At 43.5% G+C, this 18,628-nt stretch carries 17 protein-coding genes; 3 read left to right on the top strand and 14 right to left on the bottom strand.

Annotation, left to right across the window (positions count from 1 at the left end):
* Positions 1–116: 116 nt before the first annotated feature.
* The 7 genes from ACFQZX_RS12110 to ACFQZX_RS12080 all read right to left on the bottom strand — a co-directional run bounded on the left by ACFQZX_RS12110 (position 117) and on the right by ACFQZX_RS12080 (position 7,165).
* The gene (locus ACFQZX_RS12110; protein WP_377115599.1) at positions 117–1,049 is read right to left on the bottom strand and encodes a bestrophin family protein; all 933 of its coding nucleotides are present in this window, start codon (positions 1,047–1,049) and stop codon (positions 117–119) included.
* 20 nt (positions 1,050–1,069) lie between these two features.
* Positions 1,070–1,558, bottom strand: a complete 489-nt coding sequence (locus ACFQZX_RS12105; protein ID WP_377115596.1) for a hypothetical protein — start codon at positions 1,556–1,558, stop codon at positions 1,070–1,072.
* 234 nt (positions 1,559–1,792) lie between these two features.
* On the bottom strand, positions 1,793–3,151 hold the full coding sequence (locus ACFQZX_RS12100; protein WP_377115593.1) for a HAMP domain-containing sensor histidine kinase: 1,359 nt from the start codon (positions 3,149–3,151) through the stop codon (positions 1,793–1,795).
* A complete protein-coding gene (locus ACFQZX_RS12095; RefSeq protein ID WP_377115590.1) occupies positions 3,135–3,833 on the bottom strand; it encodes a response regulator transcription factor in 699 nt (232 codons plus the stop codon). The genes ACFQZX_RS12100 and ACFQZX_RS12095 overlap by 17 nt, the downstream gene beginning before the upstream one ends.
* A 52-nt stretch (positions 3,834–3,885) precedes the next feature.
* Positions 3,886–4,551, bottom strand: a complete 666-nt coding sequence (locus tag ACFQZX_RS12090) for an NAD-dependent epimerase/dehydratase family protein (RefSeq protein ID WP_377115588.1) — start codon at positions 4,549–4,551, stop codon at positions 3,886–3,888.
* Between the two features lie 95 nt (positions 4,552–4,646).
* The gene (locus ACFQZX_RS12085) at positions 4,647–5,726 is read right to left on the bottom strand and encodes a lysylphosphatidylglycerol synthase transmembrane domain-containing protein (protein ID WP_377115587.1); all 1,080 of its coding nucleotides are present in this window, start codon (positions 5,724–5,726) and stop codon (positions 4,647–4,649) included.
* A gap of 20 nt (positions 5,727–5,746) precedes the next feature.
* On the bottom strand, positions 5,747–7,165 hold the full coding sequence (locus tag ACFQZX_RS12080) for an alkaline phosphatase family protein (protein WP_377115584.1): 1,419 nt from the start codon (positions 7,163–7,165) through the stop codon (positions 5,747–5,749).
* A gap of 175 nt (positions 7,166–7,340) precedes the next feature.
* Here ACFQZX_RS12080 and ACFQZX_RS12075 point away from each other — a divergent pair, with 175 nt between their 5' ends.
* Both ACFQZX_RS12075 and ACFQZX_RS12070 read left to right on the top strand, forming a co-directional pair.
* Positions 7,341–7,892 carry a hypothetical protein gene (locus ACFQZX_RS12075; protein ID WP_377115582.1) on the top strand — a complete coding sequence of 184 codons (552 nt, stop codon included), beginning with the start codon at positions 7,341–7,343 and terminating at the stop codon, positions 7,890–7,892.
* A 92-nt stretch (positions 7,893–7,984) separates the two neighbouring features.
* Positions 7,985–10,165, top strand: coding sequence for a TonB-dependent receptor family protein (locus ACFQZX_RS12070; protein ID WP_377115580.1), 2,181 nt, complete (start codon positions 7,985–7,987; stop codon positions 10,163–10,165).
* Positions 10,166–10,266: 101 nt separating this feature from the next.
* On the opposite strand, the gene ACFQZX_RS12065 is transcribed toward ACFQZX_RS12070, so the two are convergent.
* Entirely contained in the window at positions 10,267–10,638 is a 372-nt protein-coding gene (locus tag ACFQZX_RS12065) for a response regulator (RefSeq protein ID WP_377115577.1), read from the bottom strand.
* A 212-nt stretch (positions 10,639–10,850) separates the two neighbouring features.
* Positions 10,851–11,432 carry a thymidine kinase gene (locus ACFQZX_RS12060; RefSeq protein ID WP_377115574.1) on the bottom strand — a complete coding sequence of 194 codons (582 nt, stop codon included), beginning with the start codon at positions 11,430–11,432 and terminating at the stop codon, positions 10,851–10,853.
* A 78-nt stretch (positions 11,433–11,510) separates the two neighbouring features.
* On the opposite strand from ACFQZX_RS12060, the gene ACFQZX_RS12055 reads away from it, so the two are divergent.
* A complete protein-coding gene (locus ACFQZX_RS12055; protein WP_377115572.1) occupies positions 11,511–12,680 on the top strand; it encodes a hypothetical protein in 1,170 nt (389 codons plus the stop codon).
* Here ACFQZX_RS12055 and rodA read toward each other — a convergent pair.
* The 5 genes from rodA to ACFQZX_RS12030 all read right to left on the bottom strand — a co-directional run bounded on the left by rodA (position 12,671) and on the right by ACFQZX_RS12030 (position 18,436).
* Positions 12,671–13,939, bottom strand: coding sequence for a rod shape-determining protein RodA (rodA, locus tag ACFQZX_RS12050; protein ID WP_377115602.1), 1,269 nt, complete (start codon positions 13,937–13,939; stop codon positions 12,671–12,673). The genes ACFQZX_RS12055 and rodA overlap by 10 nt on opposite strands.
* The gene (gene mrdA / locus ACFQZX_RS12045) at positions 13,932–15,977 is read right to left on the bottom strand and encodes a penicillin-binding protein 2 (protein ID WP_377115569.1); all 2,046 of its coding nucleotides are present in this window, start codon (positions 15,975–15,977) and stop codon (positions 13,932–13,934) included. The genes rodA and mrdA overlap by 8 nt, the downstream gene beginning before the upstream one ends.
* Complete coding sequence (gene mreD / locus ACFQZX_RS12040; protein WP_377115566.1) at positions 15,974–16,492, bottom strand: rod shape-determining protein MreD; 519 nt, start codon at positions 16,490–16,492, stop codon at positions 15,974–15,976. Before mreD ends, mrdA begins: the two co-directional genes overlap by 4 nt.
* Positions 16,485–17,318 carry a rod shape-determining protein MreC gene (mreC, locus tag ACFQZX_RS12035; RefSeq protein ID WP_377115563.1) on the bottom strand — a complete coding sequence of 278 codons (834 nt, stop codon included), beginning with the start codon at positions 17,316–17,318 and terminating at the stop codon, positions 16,485–16,487. The genes mreD and mreC overlap by 8 nt, the downstream gene beginning before the upstream one ends.
* 95 nt (positions 17,319–17,413) lie before the next feature.
* A complete protein-coding gene (locus ACFQZX_RS12030; protein ID WP_067054626.1) occupies positions 17,414–18,436 on the bottom strand; it encodes a rod shape-determining protein in 1,023 nt (340 codons plus the stop codon).
* Between the last annotated feature and the right edge of the window lie 192 nt (positions 18,437–18,628).

Genomic DNA, 18,628 nt, shown 5'->3' with positions numbered 1-18,628 from the left:
CTGGTCAGGATCATATTCCTTAAAGACTACCTTGCCTCCCATGCCTTTAAGTTGCAAAAAATACACCTGAAACTAAAAGAAGCTGCCCTTTTGAGACAGCTTCTTGCTTTTAAGTGTTATAAAATGTAGAACATTTTTGACTTTTCGGGCCCTGCTCCGGCAGCAACCGGCTCATCTTGCTTAAAGGTTTCTTTAAGCATCTGCATCACATCACGTTCTATTGTACGTGATATAGTGGTTGTAGGTGTATCGGTTGGTTTATTTTCAAAAGGATCCTGCAAGTGTATAGCCATCTTTTCTATTAAAAAGAATGATGAAGCTATTGCGATAACCAGCGGCACTTCAACTACACCAAAAAATTCAATTAAACCAAAGGGCAGCAATAAAATAAACAGCAATACCGATAAGTGTATATAAACACTATATGTTGCAGGGAATACAGTGTTTTTGATACGCTCGCACCCGCCCATCTCGTTGCTGAAACGGGTAAGTGTTTCATCAATGGCTACCTGTTGAAATTCGTTGATCCACCCCAGTTTAAATGCGCTTCGCAGATCAGCCCCCTGCAACTCAAGCAGGGCAACGGGTATATTGTCGTACCGTTTAATATGCTCTATATCTTCCTTGCATAAAAATTTATCGAGGCCGTGCAGCGGGTCCTGCCTGCGCAAATGCCTGCTCAAAGCATGGCACCATGCTACCTGCCGTTTTGCAACACGCTCACAAAAGGCTTTTTGCTCGCCTTCGGCATAAGGTGTATCAACAAAGGTGAGCAACTGGCGGGTAAGCGAGCGGCTATCGTTAACAATGGCCCCCCAGAGGGTCCTGGCCTCCCACCAACGGTCATAAGCCTGGTTAGATTTAAAGGCAAGCAGTAAGGATATCACCGTACCTAATATAGTGGGCACGGCAATTGGGATGGATATACGGGTAAAATGAAAATTGTTATACATTACGGCAATTAAAACCGCGTATACAGTAACCAAAATAACTTCTTTTTTAATTTTTCCGAAGATGTATTTTGCAGGGATATTTTCTTTTAATAACATAAAATTGACGTGTTTAGGGTTTATACCTCAGTTAATTCTTCCTCGGCCGGGGTTTGCAGGGCCGCGCGTTTTACATGTGCGTTTGTACGGTTAGCAGTATCTATAACCGGTAATCCGCTTTTTTTGATCAATACAGACGGATCAATGCTCGAACGATGGATTTGATGATGCTGGCAATGTGACGTATCGGCTACCGCGTCGATCTCGTTATGTTCGATAAAATTTTTGAACATACTAAGCGTGCTGCCATACAAAAATTCAATTTTTGTACTCACTATCTGCGGATATTGCACCCTGAGCAAACTGCAACGCTCGTAAAATTCGTCCTCTATCTGCTCGTACTCCCGGCTTCGGCGGCTCAGCATCAAAACATCAGTTATCGAGTCGGATAGCTTAAATACATGTACTAAAACCAGGTTTAACTGCTCGTTTTTAAAATGATTACAGATGGCATGCAAACAATCCAGCGATGCCGCCTGGTAATCGGTTGGGATGAGTATGTTTTTCATAGATAGGTGTTTATGATTAAACTTAAATTATTACTTATACAATACTACCCTTAGTTAATTAGAATGGCTTAAGACAGATATTAGGATTTTATTAAAATGAATTTTGTTAGTTAAGTTAAAAATGTTTGATAATCAGTATGATACATAAAAGAAAGGGCCCCGTTTTAATATCGAGGCGGTACTTATTAGAAAGTTATTAGAATGGAGCTGCGAAAATGCAGCTGATAGGGAGAGCTATGCCACAGGCAGAATGATCTGTATCTCGGTGCCCACCTGCTCTTCAGACCGTATGCCTATGCTGCCTTTATGCAACCTGATGATATTAAGCGTTAGCGGAAGGCCAATACCATAACCCTGGAAATCGCCCGTGTTTGAGGCCCTGAAGAAAGGCTCGAAAATATGTGGCTGCTCATTTGTGGGTATGCCTATACCTTTATCAGTTACCTTGATGATGATGTGGCGGCCGTTAGAGGTAACCTGCACATTTACCGGGCGGTTGTTAGAGTATTTGCAGGCATTTGATACAATGTTGCTAATGGCAAGCCGCAGCAAGTTTACATTGCCGTCTGTATAAAGTTGGTTTTCATCATCCGGAAGCGAAGCAAAATCGATATCGATTACACTATCACGGGCAATTTTTTTTACCGAATCGGCAACGTCCATCACCAGTTCATCTATACGTATTTTTTGCCAGTCTTGCTTTTTTCCATCAAAACCTGTTTGTGCAAGCCCCAGTAAACTTGATAAGATATGGCTTAGCTTTTCAGCTTCGTTAAGGATGGTTTGTACTGATGCCTTACCTGCTTCGGTAACGTTGTCACTTTTTAACAGCAATTGTGTTTCTCCGGATATAATGGTAAGTGGGGTGCGCAGCTCGTGCGAGGCATTGCTTACAAAGTTGTTCTGTGTTTCAAAAGCGGTTTCAAGCCGTGTAAGCATATGGTTAAAGGTAACTACCAGCTCGGCAAGCTCATCGCTGCCTTTTACATCATCCAGCCGCATGTGTAAATTGTTCGCGGTAATATTTTTAACGCTTTTTATAATGTCACGCACCGGCTGCACCGTGAAATAAGAAAATATTTTACCCGCTATATAAGTAAGCCCGATAGATATGATGAAGATGATGATAAGCACCCGTTTCAACTGTTGCAACTCTTTGAAGCCATACGGGTCTGTAGCGGTAACAACTACAATATATTTACCGCCATCTTTATTAAATAAGGCCCCTGCATAAAATTGGTTATGGCGGGTGTACCGGGCCATTTTACCCTTTAATATGATATCATAAAATGAATTTGGCAAACCGGGCACCCTTTTAAAAGGCTGCTTCCTGGTGCTGTCAATCTGAGTAATGATATCCGTTTCATTAGCTAATCGTTCCAGATATCGTAGACGTACTTCCTTATAGGCATGCGATTGCCTGTCCGGGTTAATGTTGATCTCGGCTGCCAGGTTTACCCTTGTTTCCAGGCGCTTAAAAAAGTCTTCAAAGCTAAACTCTGATACAAAATAGAAGATAGAGATATTGAGCAGCACCAGCCCAATGGTAGAAATAATAACAAACAACAGCGTTATTTTAGTTTGCAGCTTCATCCGCAGATCCCTCTTTAAACATATAACCCATACCAAAAATAGTATGTATCAGTTTGGTATCGTATCCGTTATCGATTTTTTTGCGCAGGTAATTTACATACACATCAACTACATTGGTACCCATGTTAAAGTCAATATCCCAAACATTCTCCAATATCTGTACCCTTGATAAAACCATGTTCTGGTTTTTTATAAAGTACTCAAGCAGGTGGTATTCGGTTGCTGTTAGGCTAATTGCCTTTCCGTTACGCTTAACTGTTTTAGAAAGCGTATCTACTTCAAGCCCATCCACATTAATTATGCTTTTACCGGCCTTGCCTGCGTTACTACGACGGGCAAGCGTGCGTATTCGTGCTTCCAGTTCGGCAAATTTAAAGGGCTTGGCCAGGTAATCATCTGCGCCGCTGTTAAGGCCGGTCACAATATTTTCTGTGCTTGAAAGAGCGGTTAGCATTAATATAGCGACACTGTTATTCTGCTTACGTATCTCTTTGCAAACTTGTATCCCATTAATTCCGGGCAGCATAATATCAAGTGTAATAACATCAAAGTTATGGCTTTGAGCCATTTCCAGCCCCGTATTGCCATCGGCTGCAACGCTTACTTCCATCCCCGCTTCTGTAAGGCCCCGCACAATTACAGATACCAGCGCCGGTTCATCTTCTATGAGTAATACTTTCATTTAACAGCTAATAAAATATGGTAGATGCCATAACTTACGTAAATAACGATAATTACAAATTTGCAAGTGCAATAATATCTTTCCCTTCAACAACTTTTTTATTGAAACCGTTTTTGGTGACGTTTACCATTGCCAGGGCAAGCTCCTGCAAGGTGCAAAAGCCAGCCGGATAAATTGTACGCCCAATGGGAAACATCCAGGTGATAAACTTGTAAAAAGCATGAGTATGCGTAAGCCCTTTAATAGGTTTAATAAAGCCCGGGCGAAAAGCAAACACCCGTTTAAACGGCAGCTTCATCAAATCATTCTCTGTTTTCCCTTTTACAGCCGCCCATCCGTTGCCTTTTTCGCTGCTATCTGTACCTGCGCCTGATACATAGCAAAATGTTGCTTCAGGGCTTTGTTTTACCAGCGTTTGGGCGAAGTTGATGGTAAGCTCATAAGTGGTTTTATAATAGTCGGCTTTACTGGTTCCTACTGATGATATGCCTAAGCAAAAATAGCAGGCGTTGTAACCCGCGAGCTGGTTCTCAATTGATGAAAGGTTAAAGAAATCGTGATGCACAATTTCCTTTAACCTGGGATGATTGTAGCCCGACGGCTTACGGTTAATTACCAGCACGCTTTCAACGTCAGGATGATTAAGGCACCCGTGCATTACACCTTCGCCCACCATACCCGTGCTGCCAGTTATAATTACTTTGATAAGTGTGCTCATGGCTTTACTGCTTAACATGCAAATAAAGCATTTTTGCACCGGATTGTTTGCAGGTCACTACATCGCCCTGACAGCAAAACTACTTAAACCGGTGCTTAACTGTTCTTCATGGTCTGTTTGCGCAGCAGGCTGATAACAACATAAGCGCCAACCATTGCCGGGAAAAACAACAGGAATGAACGTTGCAACAGTGTAAAAATGGGCAGTACAGATTTGGGTATCACCGTGCCGAATAACTTAGCTATCAAGGCTTCGGCAAAACCGCTTCCTCCCGGAGTAGGGGCAAAGTATATGGCAAATTGGATGATGATCTGGAAAGCGATAACCTGTATCAGGTTAGCTTGTATACCCAAACCCATTAATATTACCCATTGCAGGCAATATTTATTTAAGTAAAGCAAGGTGGTTATCACCAAACTCAACGGAAATAGAAACGGGTGCTGCCTGACAATAACACTGCAGGTTTGCTGATATTTACTAATGTTCTGGAATGATTTTTCGGCCCAGTTATGAAGTTTTTCTTTGCGCTTTGGGAAAATTTTGGAAAGCCCGGCTGCTATTTTTTTAATAATGGCACCCACCCATAGCGGTTTCCAGAAAGCGAGCATAAATGCTACCAAGAACAGCAGAAAGAAAGTAAAGCCATATTTAAGCATCTGGGGCACAAAGCTGCTTACCGAGCTGGTATCCATCAGCATAATGGCTACAAAACCTGCTAAAGGCATAAATATAAGGGTAGCGCCCATGTTAATAAGGCTTACTGCAAACGCATCAATAAATGTTACGCCGTTACTGGTATAAACAAATATCTGCGCAGGGCCTGCGCCGCCATGTGCCGGAGTAACCGCCCCCATAAACATGTTGGCCACATTTGCCCTGAAGCTTACCCAGTGCGATACCTTTGGCGCCAGCTTTTGTATGTAAATGTGATTACGCCAGCTGCCCAGCATCAGGTCTACAAAAAGCATTACAAAGCAAATGGCAATGTACTTGTAAGATATATGTGAAAGCGCCTTTACCGTATCGCCGGTGTTATTATAAAAAAATATTCCCGCAATAGTAATGACTGTGATCAGTGCAAACCAGAACGCGCCTTTAATGATAACCTTTTTATTGAAAACGTTTTTAGCTTCCTGTTTTTCCGGCTCGGCCGTTTGCTGCGGTGTCTCTATCATGTATATGGTAAAAATAGCAATTAAAACAATGGTTCACCCTCAGAACTTGCAGGCGTTATACCTTTCCACTTCAGTATTGAATCGAACAGGTCGGCGGTACGTGCAGGATGGTCTTTCCAGCCTTTTTGATTATAGATCAGAGGTACATGTATGTGGTGCCTGTGCAGCGATCCATGCGATCCTTTATGCTCCGGGTATTCCCAAAAATCACGCAGATCATAGCCTATTGCGGCGCTGATAACAATATCGCCTGCCCTGCGGCTGCGGAATAACTGATAGATCTGGAATACCGCATCCGGGTAGTCGGTCTCAAATGTTTTAGCCAAAATATCACGGTGGCCATTGGCCTCTATCTTACCTCCATATTTCAATACGTCGGCAGTTAAAGGTTCATAAGTGAAAACATTGTCCTTAACCGCAATTTTAGCTTTGCCATCACGGTTGTGTACTATAAAGGTATTTTCTTCATCGCCACGATAAATAGCGAAATCTACAGCGTCTTCTTTTACCAGTAATTGCAGCTTATCGGCGCCCATGGCTTCAATTATCCCGCTCTCGCGCAATACTTCGTCGCCCTTATGATTAAGCAGGTGGATAGCGCCAAATGAGTTGCCCGATATAAATACCGCGCTTTTAGGGTTGCGTTTCCAGATAACAGGGTAATAAACCGCCTTCAGTCCCTGCGCTGTCATCCAGTCGCCCAGGTCCAGGTGTTTGGTAGTAGGGGTAAGGCCATGGTCAGATGTCATTACAAAAAGCGTATCATTCCACCTGCCTTGTTCTTCCAGCTTCGCCCTTACTTCTCCCAGGCTTCGGTCAACAATTTTATAGGCTTCTACGGTACGTTCATCGCGTATGTGGTGATAGTGCGAATCCCAGTCGACACTTGGAAAAACGGCGAACAGGAAATCAAAATCCTTACCGCTGTTAAGCATTTCCATTACTCGGCTATGCCCCTGTATATCAACCGGATGGTGCCTAAGCTTAAAGTGGGCGCGCATATACAAAGGCCCTTTCCCTTTTTTACCCAGGTCATACTCATCAGGCACGTTGCGGGTAATCATGTTATACAGGTTGTATGACTCGCCCAGCAACTCAAACAGCGTTGGTTTATCAGCAGGCATATCGGTATTAAACCATGCAGCCTCGGGCCCGCAATAGCTGCGCATGGCCATTTTGTTAAAGCGTGTACGCTTAAACTCTTTTTTATCAAACCAGCGTATACCGGTTATATCCATAGTACCCGGGAAATGGCCGGTTAAGAAAGGCAGATATGCCGGGCCGGTTGTAGACGGGAAACAGGTAGTAGCCTTACGGTACGTACCCTCATCAATAATTTTCTTAATATTAGGGAGATGGCCCTGTTCTATCAATTCGGGTAATACTTCGGCATGTGCGCCGTCTACCAGATAAAACAGTACCCGCTTTTTGCTTTGCATCGATACTGATATTATAACGTGGTGACTACCAATAGTAGCCGCTCAAAAAATTGCATCCAAAAATAATTAAATAATTGTGAATGTTGCTGCTGCCTGCTGCAAATGTTAAAAGAAGCTTATTATTGGCTTTGTTAATTTTTTCTGTTAAACTTGGTGGCAAGTAAAAGCCTGATTAGTGAAGCGCCTTTTTGCCATAGTTTTTTTAATGATCTACCTGTTTAACTGGGGTGGATACCTGCTGCTGCAAAACTATATGGTGCAACAGGCCGATAGCCGCATGAACCAATTGATCAGCGAAGGATTGTATGACCCGAACTCACTGATTGAAGTGAAGATAAAGCAGCATTTGCCTGGTATTTTTGAGTGGAACGACTACAAAAACGTAAGCGGGCAACTACAATTAAAAAACGCGTGCTACAACTATGTAAAGCTAAAGTTTACAAAGGATACGCTTTATGTAATGTGCGTGCCCAATTACGAGAAAACCAAGCTTATTAAAAGTAATATCATTTATGCCAAACAACTGAATGATATACCTGCCGATAAAAAAACTGACGGCGCATCGGTTAAAAAAACCGGTGCCGATAGTAAGTACGACCATCATGTTGCCATTTTTAATTTTATGCGGTTCAGAAATATACCGCCGCAAAGATGGAAAACCCACTACATACTCATATCTGACCCTTATATACCCGTACCCGGGCAGCCTCCCGAAGTTTTGAGTTGATTATTTTATTTAATGTGTTATGCCATGCAATTTCTGCAATAGCGTAATGCTGCTTTTTGTATTCAATTTTAAACTTTTTACAGCATCATTTAATGAAACGTTTTTACAAGGCCGGGCTGGCTTTAACGCTTGCCATATGTGCTTATAAGGCCCGGGCACAAAAAATAACAAAAGATACGTTGCAACTGGATAGTGTACTTGTCCGGGAATCGCGCAGCAAAAGCTTACCTGAGGTAAGTGGACAATATATTTTCTCGGGTAAAAAAACTAATATCATTTACGCCGATCCTGGCAAGGCGAACCTGGCAGGCAATGTTGCCCGTACCCTGTTTTCGCAGGTCCCGGGCATAAATGTTTGGGAAATGGACGGCTCGGGCCTGCAGCTTAACATTGGTACCAGGGGTACGGATGTGCACCGTTCCATCGAGACTAACATCCGCCAGAATGGGTATAACACCAACTCTGATGTTGTTGGCTATCCCGAGAACCACTATAGTATGCCGTTTCAGGCAATTGGCGAGGTGCAATACGTACGCGGCGCATCTGCGCTACAATTTGGCAGCCAGTTTGGTGGAATGGTCAATTTTAAGATCAAGCAGCCGGATATGACCAAAGCCTTTGGTTTTGAAAGCGAGCAAACCGCGGGCAGTAACCGCTTTTTTAATTCATACAGTGCCATTGTTGGCAAAGTGGGCAAAGTAAGCTACTATGCCTATTTTGATGCCCGCAACGGCGATGGCTGGCGGCCAAACGCAGCTTTTAATTACCACGCTTACTATGCTAACATCAAATACCAGTTTACAGAGAAAGGTAGCTTGTCGTTCCAGTTCTCACGGTCTGATTATGTGCAGCAAATTGCAGGCGGTTTAACAGATGCCGATTTTAACGCTAATAACCGTTCATCCAACCGCTTTCGTAACTATTTTAAACCGGCTATCAATATACCGGCTGTGATTTTTAATTACGATTTCAGCAATAACACTAAGTTGGAGGTCACCTCCCATGTGCTGTTTGGCGAACGCAGCAGCGTACAGTTCATAGCGCCGGCAAACATCAATGATACGGTAAATACAACGCTTAACAGCTATAACCCACGCCAGGTAGACCGCGACCATTATAAAAGCTTTACAACGGAAGCCCGATTACTGCACAATTATAATATCGGCAGCGTGCGTAGTACCCTTACAACAGGTTTAAGGTATGCTGATGGATCTACCCACCGCCAGCAAAAGGGCGTTGGCACCACAAACACCAATTTTGACCTGGGCCTGGTTAAAGATTATGGGATTGATCTTGACCTAAATGCTGTGAATTATGCCGCTTTTGTGGAGGACCTCTTCCGCATTACCGATAAATTTTCTTTTACGCCGGGCGTGCGCTATGAGGGGATAAAAACAACTATTAACGGCGTGGTGAATAGCCAAAGTACAGATGTGAATTATAAAAGGAATCGTAATTTCCCGTTATTTGGTGCGGGGTTGCAGTACCAGCTTAGCAATACTACCCAGTTGTATGGTAATATATCACAGGCATACCGCCCGTATATTTATGCTGCCGTAACCCCTGCAGACCAGCTTACCCGGGTTGACCCGGATATGAAAGACAGCAAGGGTTACAATGCCGACCTGGGTTATCGCGGTAAGATAGGCCAGGTACTTACTTTTGACGTAAACGGATTCTTTGTACACTATGCCAACCGTGCCGGTACTTTAACGGTACAGGACGACGCGGGCGTAAATCATTTATACTTAACTACCATTGGCGATGCCAATGCAAAAGGGATTGAAGCTTATGCAGAATTGTCGTTGATCCGGGCATTCAACCCAACATCGGGCAGCGACCTCAGGCTGTTCAACACGCTTGCTTATACCCATGGCAGGTACACTACGGGCGCAATTAATGTTAATGGCACTAACATGGATCTGAAAGGCCATCAAATTGAGGGTACACCTGATTGGACCAACCGCACCGGGCTTACTTATCTTAATAACCACATAACTGCTACCTTGCTGTTTAGTTACGTGGGTAAAAATTTTAGCGATGCCAATAACACAGCATTTAACCCGGCCGGTGCATCTGGCATTGTGCCGTCATACAAAGTTGTGGATTGGGCCTTTAACTACCGTTTCCTTAAAAACTACCATGTTAACTTTAACATCAACAACATTTTTAACGAAAAGTATTTCACCCGACGCATAAACATGTATCCCGGCCCGGGTATTTTACCGGCTGATGGTATCTCGTTCAATATTGGCTTAGGGGTTAAATTGTAAGCCAAAACATGGTATTCCTTTTAAGGAGTACTTCACTATGCTCAAACAAATAAGCCCAGCTTTGTATAAGTTGGGCTTTATTATATTTAGCATCCTTCTGATCAGGAATTTAAATGTTTTTTTACGATAGCTGAAAGATCGTCCAGATCAAAAGGCTTTTTGATGTAAGCGTCGGCCAGGCCGGCTTCGGCAATTTCGGCAACGTTGTTAACTGCCGATACGATGATTACCGGTATATGCTTTGTTTTAGGGTTGGTTTTCAGCTCGCGGCTAAGCTGCTGTCCGTTGGCGTCACTTTTCCATTCGGTAAGCCAGTTGTCAAGCAGTATAAGGTCGGGCTTGTAATCATCAAGGGATTTTAGTATGCGCGAATTTTCTGATGAGATAACTTCGTATCCTTCACTTTCCAGCGCATAAGTAACAGTGTCGCGTATATCTTTATCGTCTTCAATAACCAAAATCTTTTTAGCCATAACCTAAGCAAATGTTAAACTGTTTTATATCGGCCGGGTCAATTCCCTACTGCTGGTATAATAACAGTATATGGGCATTATTGTTTATAAACGGTGTTTAAAGGATTATTAAACCGTAAAATATTTTATATCAACCGGGCTGGTAAGCAGGGCAGGGGCAATATGGTTAAAATATTTAGCTGTAGTGAAGGATTAAGCAGCAAAATGTTGCGTCATATTTTTCCATCCAGGTTGTAGCATTCGCGGCAGCGGGCTTCATAGCTTTCTTTTTCGCCCAAGAGTATCTGGCTTTCGTTAGGTACCAGGCGATAGGAGTACATGGCCTGGCGGCCGCATTTCATACATACTGCATGCAATTTGGTAACAGCATCGGCCAGGGCCATTAACTGGGGCATAACACCAAAGGGACGACCCTTATAATCCATATCCAAACCGGCTACAATTACCCGTACGCCTTTATTGGCAAGTGTCTGGCAAACTTGTGGCAGCTCATCGTAAAAAAACTGTGCTTCATCAATGCCGATCACTTCGGTGCCATCGGCAAGCTTTAAAATAGAGGCGGCGTCCTCCACTGCTTTTGAGGGAATTGATTTTGCATTATGCGATACAAGGGCGCTTTTATCATAACGAATATCTGACGCCGGACTAAATATTTCGACGCTTACCTTTGCTATACGCGCCCGGCTAACCCGCCGCATCAACTCCTCGGTTTTACCCGAAAACATCGATCCGCAGATCACTTCAATACTGCCGCCTACCTCACTTCTTCGCTTAAAAACTTCCTCTGTGTACAATCTCTCAAAACTTTTGTGAGGGGCTAATATCAGAATTTTATGCTATTTTTGGTAAGCATTTTCTTAACATTGAAGCCTATGAAGCAGCAGGAAGTATTTAGAAAGACCGGCGCAATAATTAAAGAACTTTTAGATCAATACGAATATCTGCAAAGTACAGCAGATGAACTTAATGACCTTGAACTTGAACTGTTTGTGGCTAATACCCACTTTTTAAAGGATCATGCAGAAATATTACGGAAGCTGAACCTGCAGCGTTCGCAGCAGCAACAAGTGCTGCCCCCGCATGTCGATGAGATAAAGCCTGAGATAATGCAGCAGGAATGCTCCAAGCCAGAAATAGTAGCGCCCGAAGTAATTAAGATCGAACCTGTAAAAGAAGAAGCCTTTAAGCCGGATGCTTTAAGGTTTGAAGGGCCAAAGATTGTTAACGAAGAGCCTAAATATTTTGAGCCATTGGTGCACCCAGTAAAGCCTGTAACAGAGCGCCCTCCGTTCAGGCCAGAGCCGGAACAGCCTATAAAACCTGTACAGGCGGAAGAAATTCAGTTTACTGAAGAAAAGCCTGTTCCACATATTGATTTGCAGGGCGGTGCGGATAAAGACAGCTATGCATTTGAGCGCAGTGAACCTGAAATTTCAAGACCAGAGTTAACGGTAAACGAAGCCGATACTTTTACTTTTGATAGAACACAAGATACTGACCTGCCAATACCAGAAAAGAAAGTTGCCGCAGAAGTGCCTGTGCTATCAGAAGATTTGCCACAGGATAAGCCGGCAGATGAAACAGAGCAACCCAACATAGTGCCTTCCAATCCCGAACCTGTTATAGATAATACATCAAAAACACAGGCAGACCAGCCTGCACCACAGCAACAGCCTTCAGCAACAAGCCTGGCCGACCTTTACAAGACCGAACCGGTAAAAGAAGAACGCCCGCTTACGCTAAATGAAAGGTTACGAGCACAGCAGGGAGGAGCTACTACTCAGCAGCCGCAACAGCAAGGCGCGCCTATACAGGATCTTAAATCAGCCATTAGCCTTAATGATAAGCTTTTATTTGTTAAAGACCTGTTTAACGGCTACAGCCTAGCCTACAGCGAAGCTATCGAGATTGTGAACCGCTTTAACAGCTTTGAAGAAGCCGACCGTTTTTTACGGACCAATTATGTAGCCAAAAATAACTGGGAAGCTAAACAAGCCACTGCCGATAAATTTTACGCGCTGTTAAAAAGGCGTTACGCGTAAACCAGGCCCATACGGTTAGAATCCAGCTTAAGCAGGATAAACAGCAATATTGTAAAGCTCCATAATGAAGAGCCCCCATAGCTGATGAATGGCAATGGTATACCTATTACGGGCATATAGCCAATGGCCATTGCAATGTTTATCAATACGTGGCAGAATAGGATGGATGCTACTCCGTACCCATAGATACGCGAAAACGGCGCCCTTTGCCGTTCGGCAATCAAAACTATACGCAGCAGTAAGAACAGGTAAAGGCCAAGCACTACTACAGAGCCGGCAAAGCCCCATTCCTCGCCAACGGTACAAAAAATAAAGTCGGTGCTTTGTGCAGGGACAAACGAGTATTTAGTTTGTGTACCCTGCAAATATCCTTTACCCCAAACACGGCCCGAGCCTATGGCAATTTTTGATTGGTTTTGATTGTAACCTACTCCACGCTTATCATTATTAAGGCCAAGCACCTCATCTATACGCGCACGCTGGTGCGGCTTCAGGCCATTATAGTAAAGCGGTTTAACAACAAATACAAAGCCTATAGAGAGTATTAAACCAATAATTACGCCTAATGAAAATTTACGGTTACGCCTTGCCATCAGCAACAGCAGCACAGCAACAGCAACCAAACCTATAATGATTGCCCACGCGCTGTATAGTAGCGATAGTACAAATAAAGTTGCTATAAGCGCCGTTACAACCAAAAAATATACCGACAAGCCTTCGCGGTAAAGCACCAGTATCAAGGAGCAGAATACGAGTGTAGAGCCATCATCAGGCTGCAACTTGATCAGCAGCATAGGTAAAAAGATAATAGCCCCGGCTATTAAAAACGATTTTGGATCGGTTACTTTTACGTTGGTAGAACTAAGGTATCGTGCAAGTAGCAAACAAGTGGCAAACTTGGCAAATTCCGAAGGCTGTAACCTGAACCCTGCGCCCAGATCTATCCAGGCCTGGTTGCCGCCAACATTACGCCCTATTACCAGCACCAGTAACAATAACAGTACGGTCACAATATAAAATGCAGGCGCCAGTGCCGTTATAAACCTGCTTTCCAGCAGTAATATTACCCCGCCAAGAATCAAAGCTGATATAATATAAACAAACTGTTTCCCATACTCAGTTTCCAAATCAAGTATGTGGGGATGTGTTTCATCATATACTGCTGCATGGATGTTAAACCAGCCAATAACGCACAGGGCTAAATAAATGAGCACCGCAATCCAGTCAACGTTAAAGAAGAAACTTCGCTGGTTATTCATCATCCCTCCTTTTTGGCAGCATGGCGGTCAATTGTCCATCTGTGTTTTTTCTGGCCGGGATATTTTGCGCGGACCTGATCCTGCTCTGGTTAACTGAATCGGCAATGGCCTTTTTTACAGAATCAGCCTTTATCCTCCTTAACGAGTCAAGCCTTACCCGCCTTAAACTATCAAGCCTCTTACGCGCTTTTTCAGCAGGAGAGCCCGGAACCTCAGGCAGCAGGTTTTTGTTAATGTAATAGTCCGGATTAATGCCCGATGGACGGCGCGTTATTGAATCGCGCAGGTATTTTTCTACTATAAAGCTGGCTATAGGCGCAGCCCAGGTAGCCCCCTGGCCCGAATTTTCAACTATAACCGCAATGGCTATCTTAGGGTTATCGCGCGGGGCAAAAGCCACAAATACGGAGTTATCTTTATGGTTTTTAACCTCGGCGGTACCGGTTTTACCACACATGATAATGCCCGGTATTTTTGAGCCGGAAGCAGTGCCATAATCAACTACGCTTTGCATGCCGTTTATAACAGGCTCAAAAAATTGAGAATCTACCCCTACATAATTACGCTTGGTATATTCTTTACGTATTACCTGCTTATCTCCGATAGATTTTATCAAATGCGGTTTATAATAATAACCCCGGTTGGCGATAGTAGCTTCGATATTTGCCAATTGCAATGGTGTGGCCAGCAATTCACCCTGGCCTATACCCAGAGAGATAACAGTACTTGAGCGCCAGCCGCCTTTATGATACAATTTATCATAATACGATGCTTTTGGCAGGTTACCGCGGCCTTCGCTCGGCAGGTCAAGGTCAAGCCTTCCGCCCAGACCAAATTTTGCCACATTGTTTCGCCAGTAATTAAATGATGTATCTGTTTTGCGGGCGCCGTTCCGGTTGATCAGCTTTTCAAAAACCATATCAAAATATCCATTGCATGAGTGAGCCACAGCGCTGGCCAGGTTCACATCGCCATGTACCTCGCCCTGGAAACATCTGATACGACGGTTGCCCGACTGGTAATACCCTGGGCAATGATATACGGTTTGCGGTGTAATAACCCCTTCCTGCATGGCTATCAAAGCGCTCAGCGGTTTAAACGACGAACCTGGTGGGTAATAGGCTTGTATAGGCCTGGTAAAAAAGGGCTTGTAAGGGTCTTTATACAATCTGCCTGCATTTTTGCCACGTTCGCGGCCTACAAGTAAATTAGGGTCGTAAGTTGGAGAGCTTACAAAGCAAAGTATCTCACCGGTTGAGGGTTCAATGGCTACAATACTACCTACTTTGTTTTGCATCAGCTTTTCGCCCAGCTTTTGTATCCGGGTGTCTAATGAGGATATTAAACGATCGCCGGCTACTGCAGCAGTATCATACATGCCATTGGCGTAACTGCCTTTTGGCACATTGTGTGAATCATATATCAGGTTGCGAACGCCGCGCTGACCGCGTAAAACGGTTTCATAAGATCTTTCAACGCCGGTGATGCCTACGTAATCACCAGGGCTATAGTAACCGTTAGACTTTTTGATCATCAAATCGGTAACCTCGCCTATATAACCTAAAAATTGCGCAGCACATGAGTCTGGATAGGTACGCACCGGTCTTTGCTGCGCATTAAACCCCGGAAATTCCGACAGCCGCTCCTGAAAAGATGCGTATTGCTGTGCAGATATCTGTTTCTCAAAAACAGAGGTACGGTACGGGGAATATTTGCGGGCTTTGATCATGCGTTTATTAAATCCTGCCGTGTCAATATTTAAAAGTTTGCAAAATTCAAGTGTATCAAATGGCTTTACCTGTTTGGGTATTACAGTAATGTCATAAACAGGTTCGTTTTGTACCATGATGCGGCCGTTGCGGTCAAGTATGGGGCCGCGTGCAGGATACTGTATCAGCCTGCGTACCACATTATTTTGCGCGTACAAAAAATACCGGTCATCAATTACCTGGATATAAAAAAGCCTTGCAAGCAATATCAGCAGCAAAACAATAAAAATGCCCGAAATGACGTACCTGCGTTCAAAAAAACTATTCATTTACGCTCTTTCTTTCTGAAAAATAATAAGCCCGATACCAGCATTAAAAATACCGTAAATACCGTACTTAGTAAAAAACGACTTAATGTGTAAGTAATTTCATTCCATCTGAAAACTTCAAGGTTAAACAGAAAAAAATGATGGAATAAGGTAAGAATTAGCGCGTAAGTAAAAAACCACCTGAAGCCCATTATACTCAGGGTTGGCTCGGGCTCGTTATCAAACCCATCCTTTTGTACGGTTATACTGATGAACAGCACCCTAACAAATGCCAGTAAGGTACAAGCCGCGGCATGTAAACCAGGGGTATTGTAAAAGGCATCAATAGTTAAACCCAGTATAAATGATAAAGCAAACAAAACCAGATTGGGCGTTTCAAACGGCAGCAGCAAGATAAATAAGATATAGAGGTAGGGCGTAGATAAATTGTAAAGCGAGATGTTTTTAAGTAAAAACACCTGCAACAGTACCAGCACTACAAAACGCATCAGGTTTATCAGTATTATTCTACTCATCCTGCTTTTCCTGGGCCTCCAGTCCCGCCTGCTCTTTGGCAAACTTGTTTAATACTACATAAACGTACTCCAGCTTACTAAAATCAACTGCAAGCGTAACCTCCATATTCAGGAAAAAACCTACACCTTTTACCTTTAACTTGCTCACTTTACCCAAGGCTGTACCTGCCGGGAAAAGCGAAAGATCTGATGTGACCACCTGCTCGCCAATTTTTGGCTGCGCATTGTTAGATACATCAACCAGCAGCGCCTTATGCGGGTCCATATCATCCCCCCATTCCAGGTAGCCTATTTCTTTATTACTCAAAAGCATACCACTTACCCGAGAGTCTTTATGCAACAACGATTGTACTATAGACAAATGTGGACTAACTAAAACCACTTTGCCAACAACTCCCGCGCCTGATATTACACCCATGCCTTTTTCAATACCATCGTTACTGCCCCTGTTAATGGTAAGGTAGTTATTACGTTTATTAACAGAATTATTAATCACCTTGGCGGCAATATACTCATACTGCTGTTTGTAAATGGTATCTGTAACCGTATGGCGGGCAGCCGTATCTGCGTATTGAGACGAACGGAGCTGATTACGCAGGGCGGCATTTTCCCTGGCCAGCCTGTCATTAACATCTTTAAGCGAAAGGTAACTTTTCAGCTCATCGGCACGGGTATACAGCGTGCCGGTTACCTCATTGGTGCTGTTGATGAAAGATGCTTTTTGAAATGAGTTGTATTTAACAAAAATGATAAGCGAACTTATCATAAAAATCAGGAACAAAAAGAATGCGTTATACTTAGTGATAAATATCAGGAGGTTACGCATTTGTTTAAGAGAGTAGTTGATTGTGTGAGTGGTGAATAGTTATCTGGTAAGTTTAACTACTCACCAAATCAACTATTCACCATTCACCATCAAAATTATTGCATTAAAAACTTAAAGTTACCAATATTTTTTAGCGCTGTGCCTGTGCCACGTACTACGGCACGCAGCGGGTCTTCTGCCACGTGTACCGGCAGTTTGGTTTTGGCAGCTACACGCTTGTCCAGGCCACGCAGCAGTGCACCACCGCCGGTTAGGTAAATGCCGGTTTGGTAAATATCTGCAGAAAGCTCAGGTGGGGTAATCTCCAATGCTTTCAATATAGCCTCTTCAATTTTAGATATTGATTTATCAAGGCAATGAGCAATCTCGGTGTACGATACGGTGATCTGCTTAGGTACACCTGTCATTAGATCACGGCCCTGAACGGCAAAGTCTGCAGGCGGTTCAGAGAGCTCTGGAAGGGCAGCACCCACCTCAATTTTTATCTTTTCAGCAGTACGGTCGCCTATCATGATATTGTGCTGGCGGCGTATGTATTGTACGATGTCTGAATCAAAGTTATCACCGGCCACGCGTATCGATTGGTCGCACACGATACCTGAAAGGGCGATAACCGCAATTTCGGTAGTACCACCGCCAATATCAATGATCATGTTACCCATAGGTTCCTCCACATCTATACCAATACCCACGGCAGCAGCCATTGGCTCATAAATAAGGTAAACCTCTTTGGCCCCGGCAATCTCAGCGCTATCCCGTACCGCACGTTTTTCAACCTCGGTAATGCCGGATGGTATACAAATAACCATACGCAGCGAGGGGAAGAACCAGCCTTTGCCCTGGTTGATCATTTTGATCATACCGCGTATCATTAGTTCGGCTGCGTTAAAGTCGGCAATTACGCCATCCTTTAGCGGGCGCACCGTGCGGATGTTATCGTGGGTTTTACCCTCCATCTGCATGGCCTGCCTGCCAATTGCAATAACTTTATTGGTGGTGCGGTCAAAAGCTACAATTGATGGTTCGTCAACAACAACTTTATCATTATGTATAATGAGGGTATTGGCAGTACCCAGATCTATGGCAATTTCCTGTGTAAAAAAATTAAATAAACCCATGAGGCGTATGTGTCAAATATTTTGCAAAGTTAGTAATTAAGTACCCTACTTGATATGAAATCGGTTGAAGATCATCATTTTTAAGGGTAAAAACTAATTAGTATTTAATAACTCCGTTTTTTTGTAAATCGTATTTTTTATTTGAGATTTCAGCGAATTAAAAAAGTAGAATTACTCTACACTCATCGCTTA

The organism is Mucilaginibacter litoreus (assembly GCF_042676805.1).
In the GTDB taxonomy this organism is placed as follows: Bacteria; Bacteroidota; Bacteroidia; order Sphingobacteriales; family Sphingobacteriaceae; genus Mucilaginibacter; species Mucilaginibacter litoreus.
The sequence above is the reverse complement of the archived record's forward strand: the minus strand, read 5'-3'. Positions and strand labels throughout refer to the sequence as shown.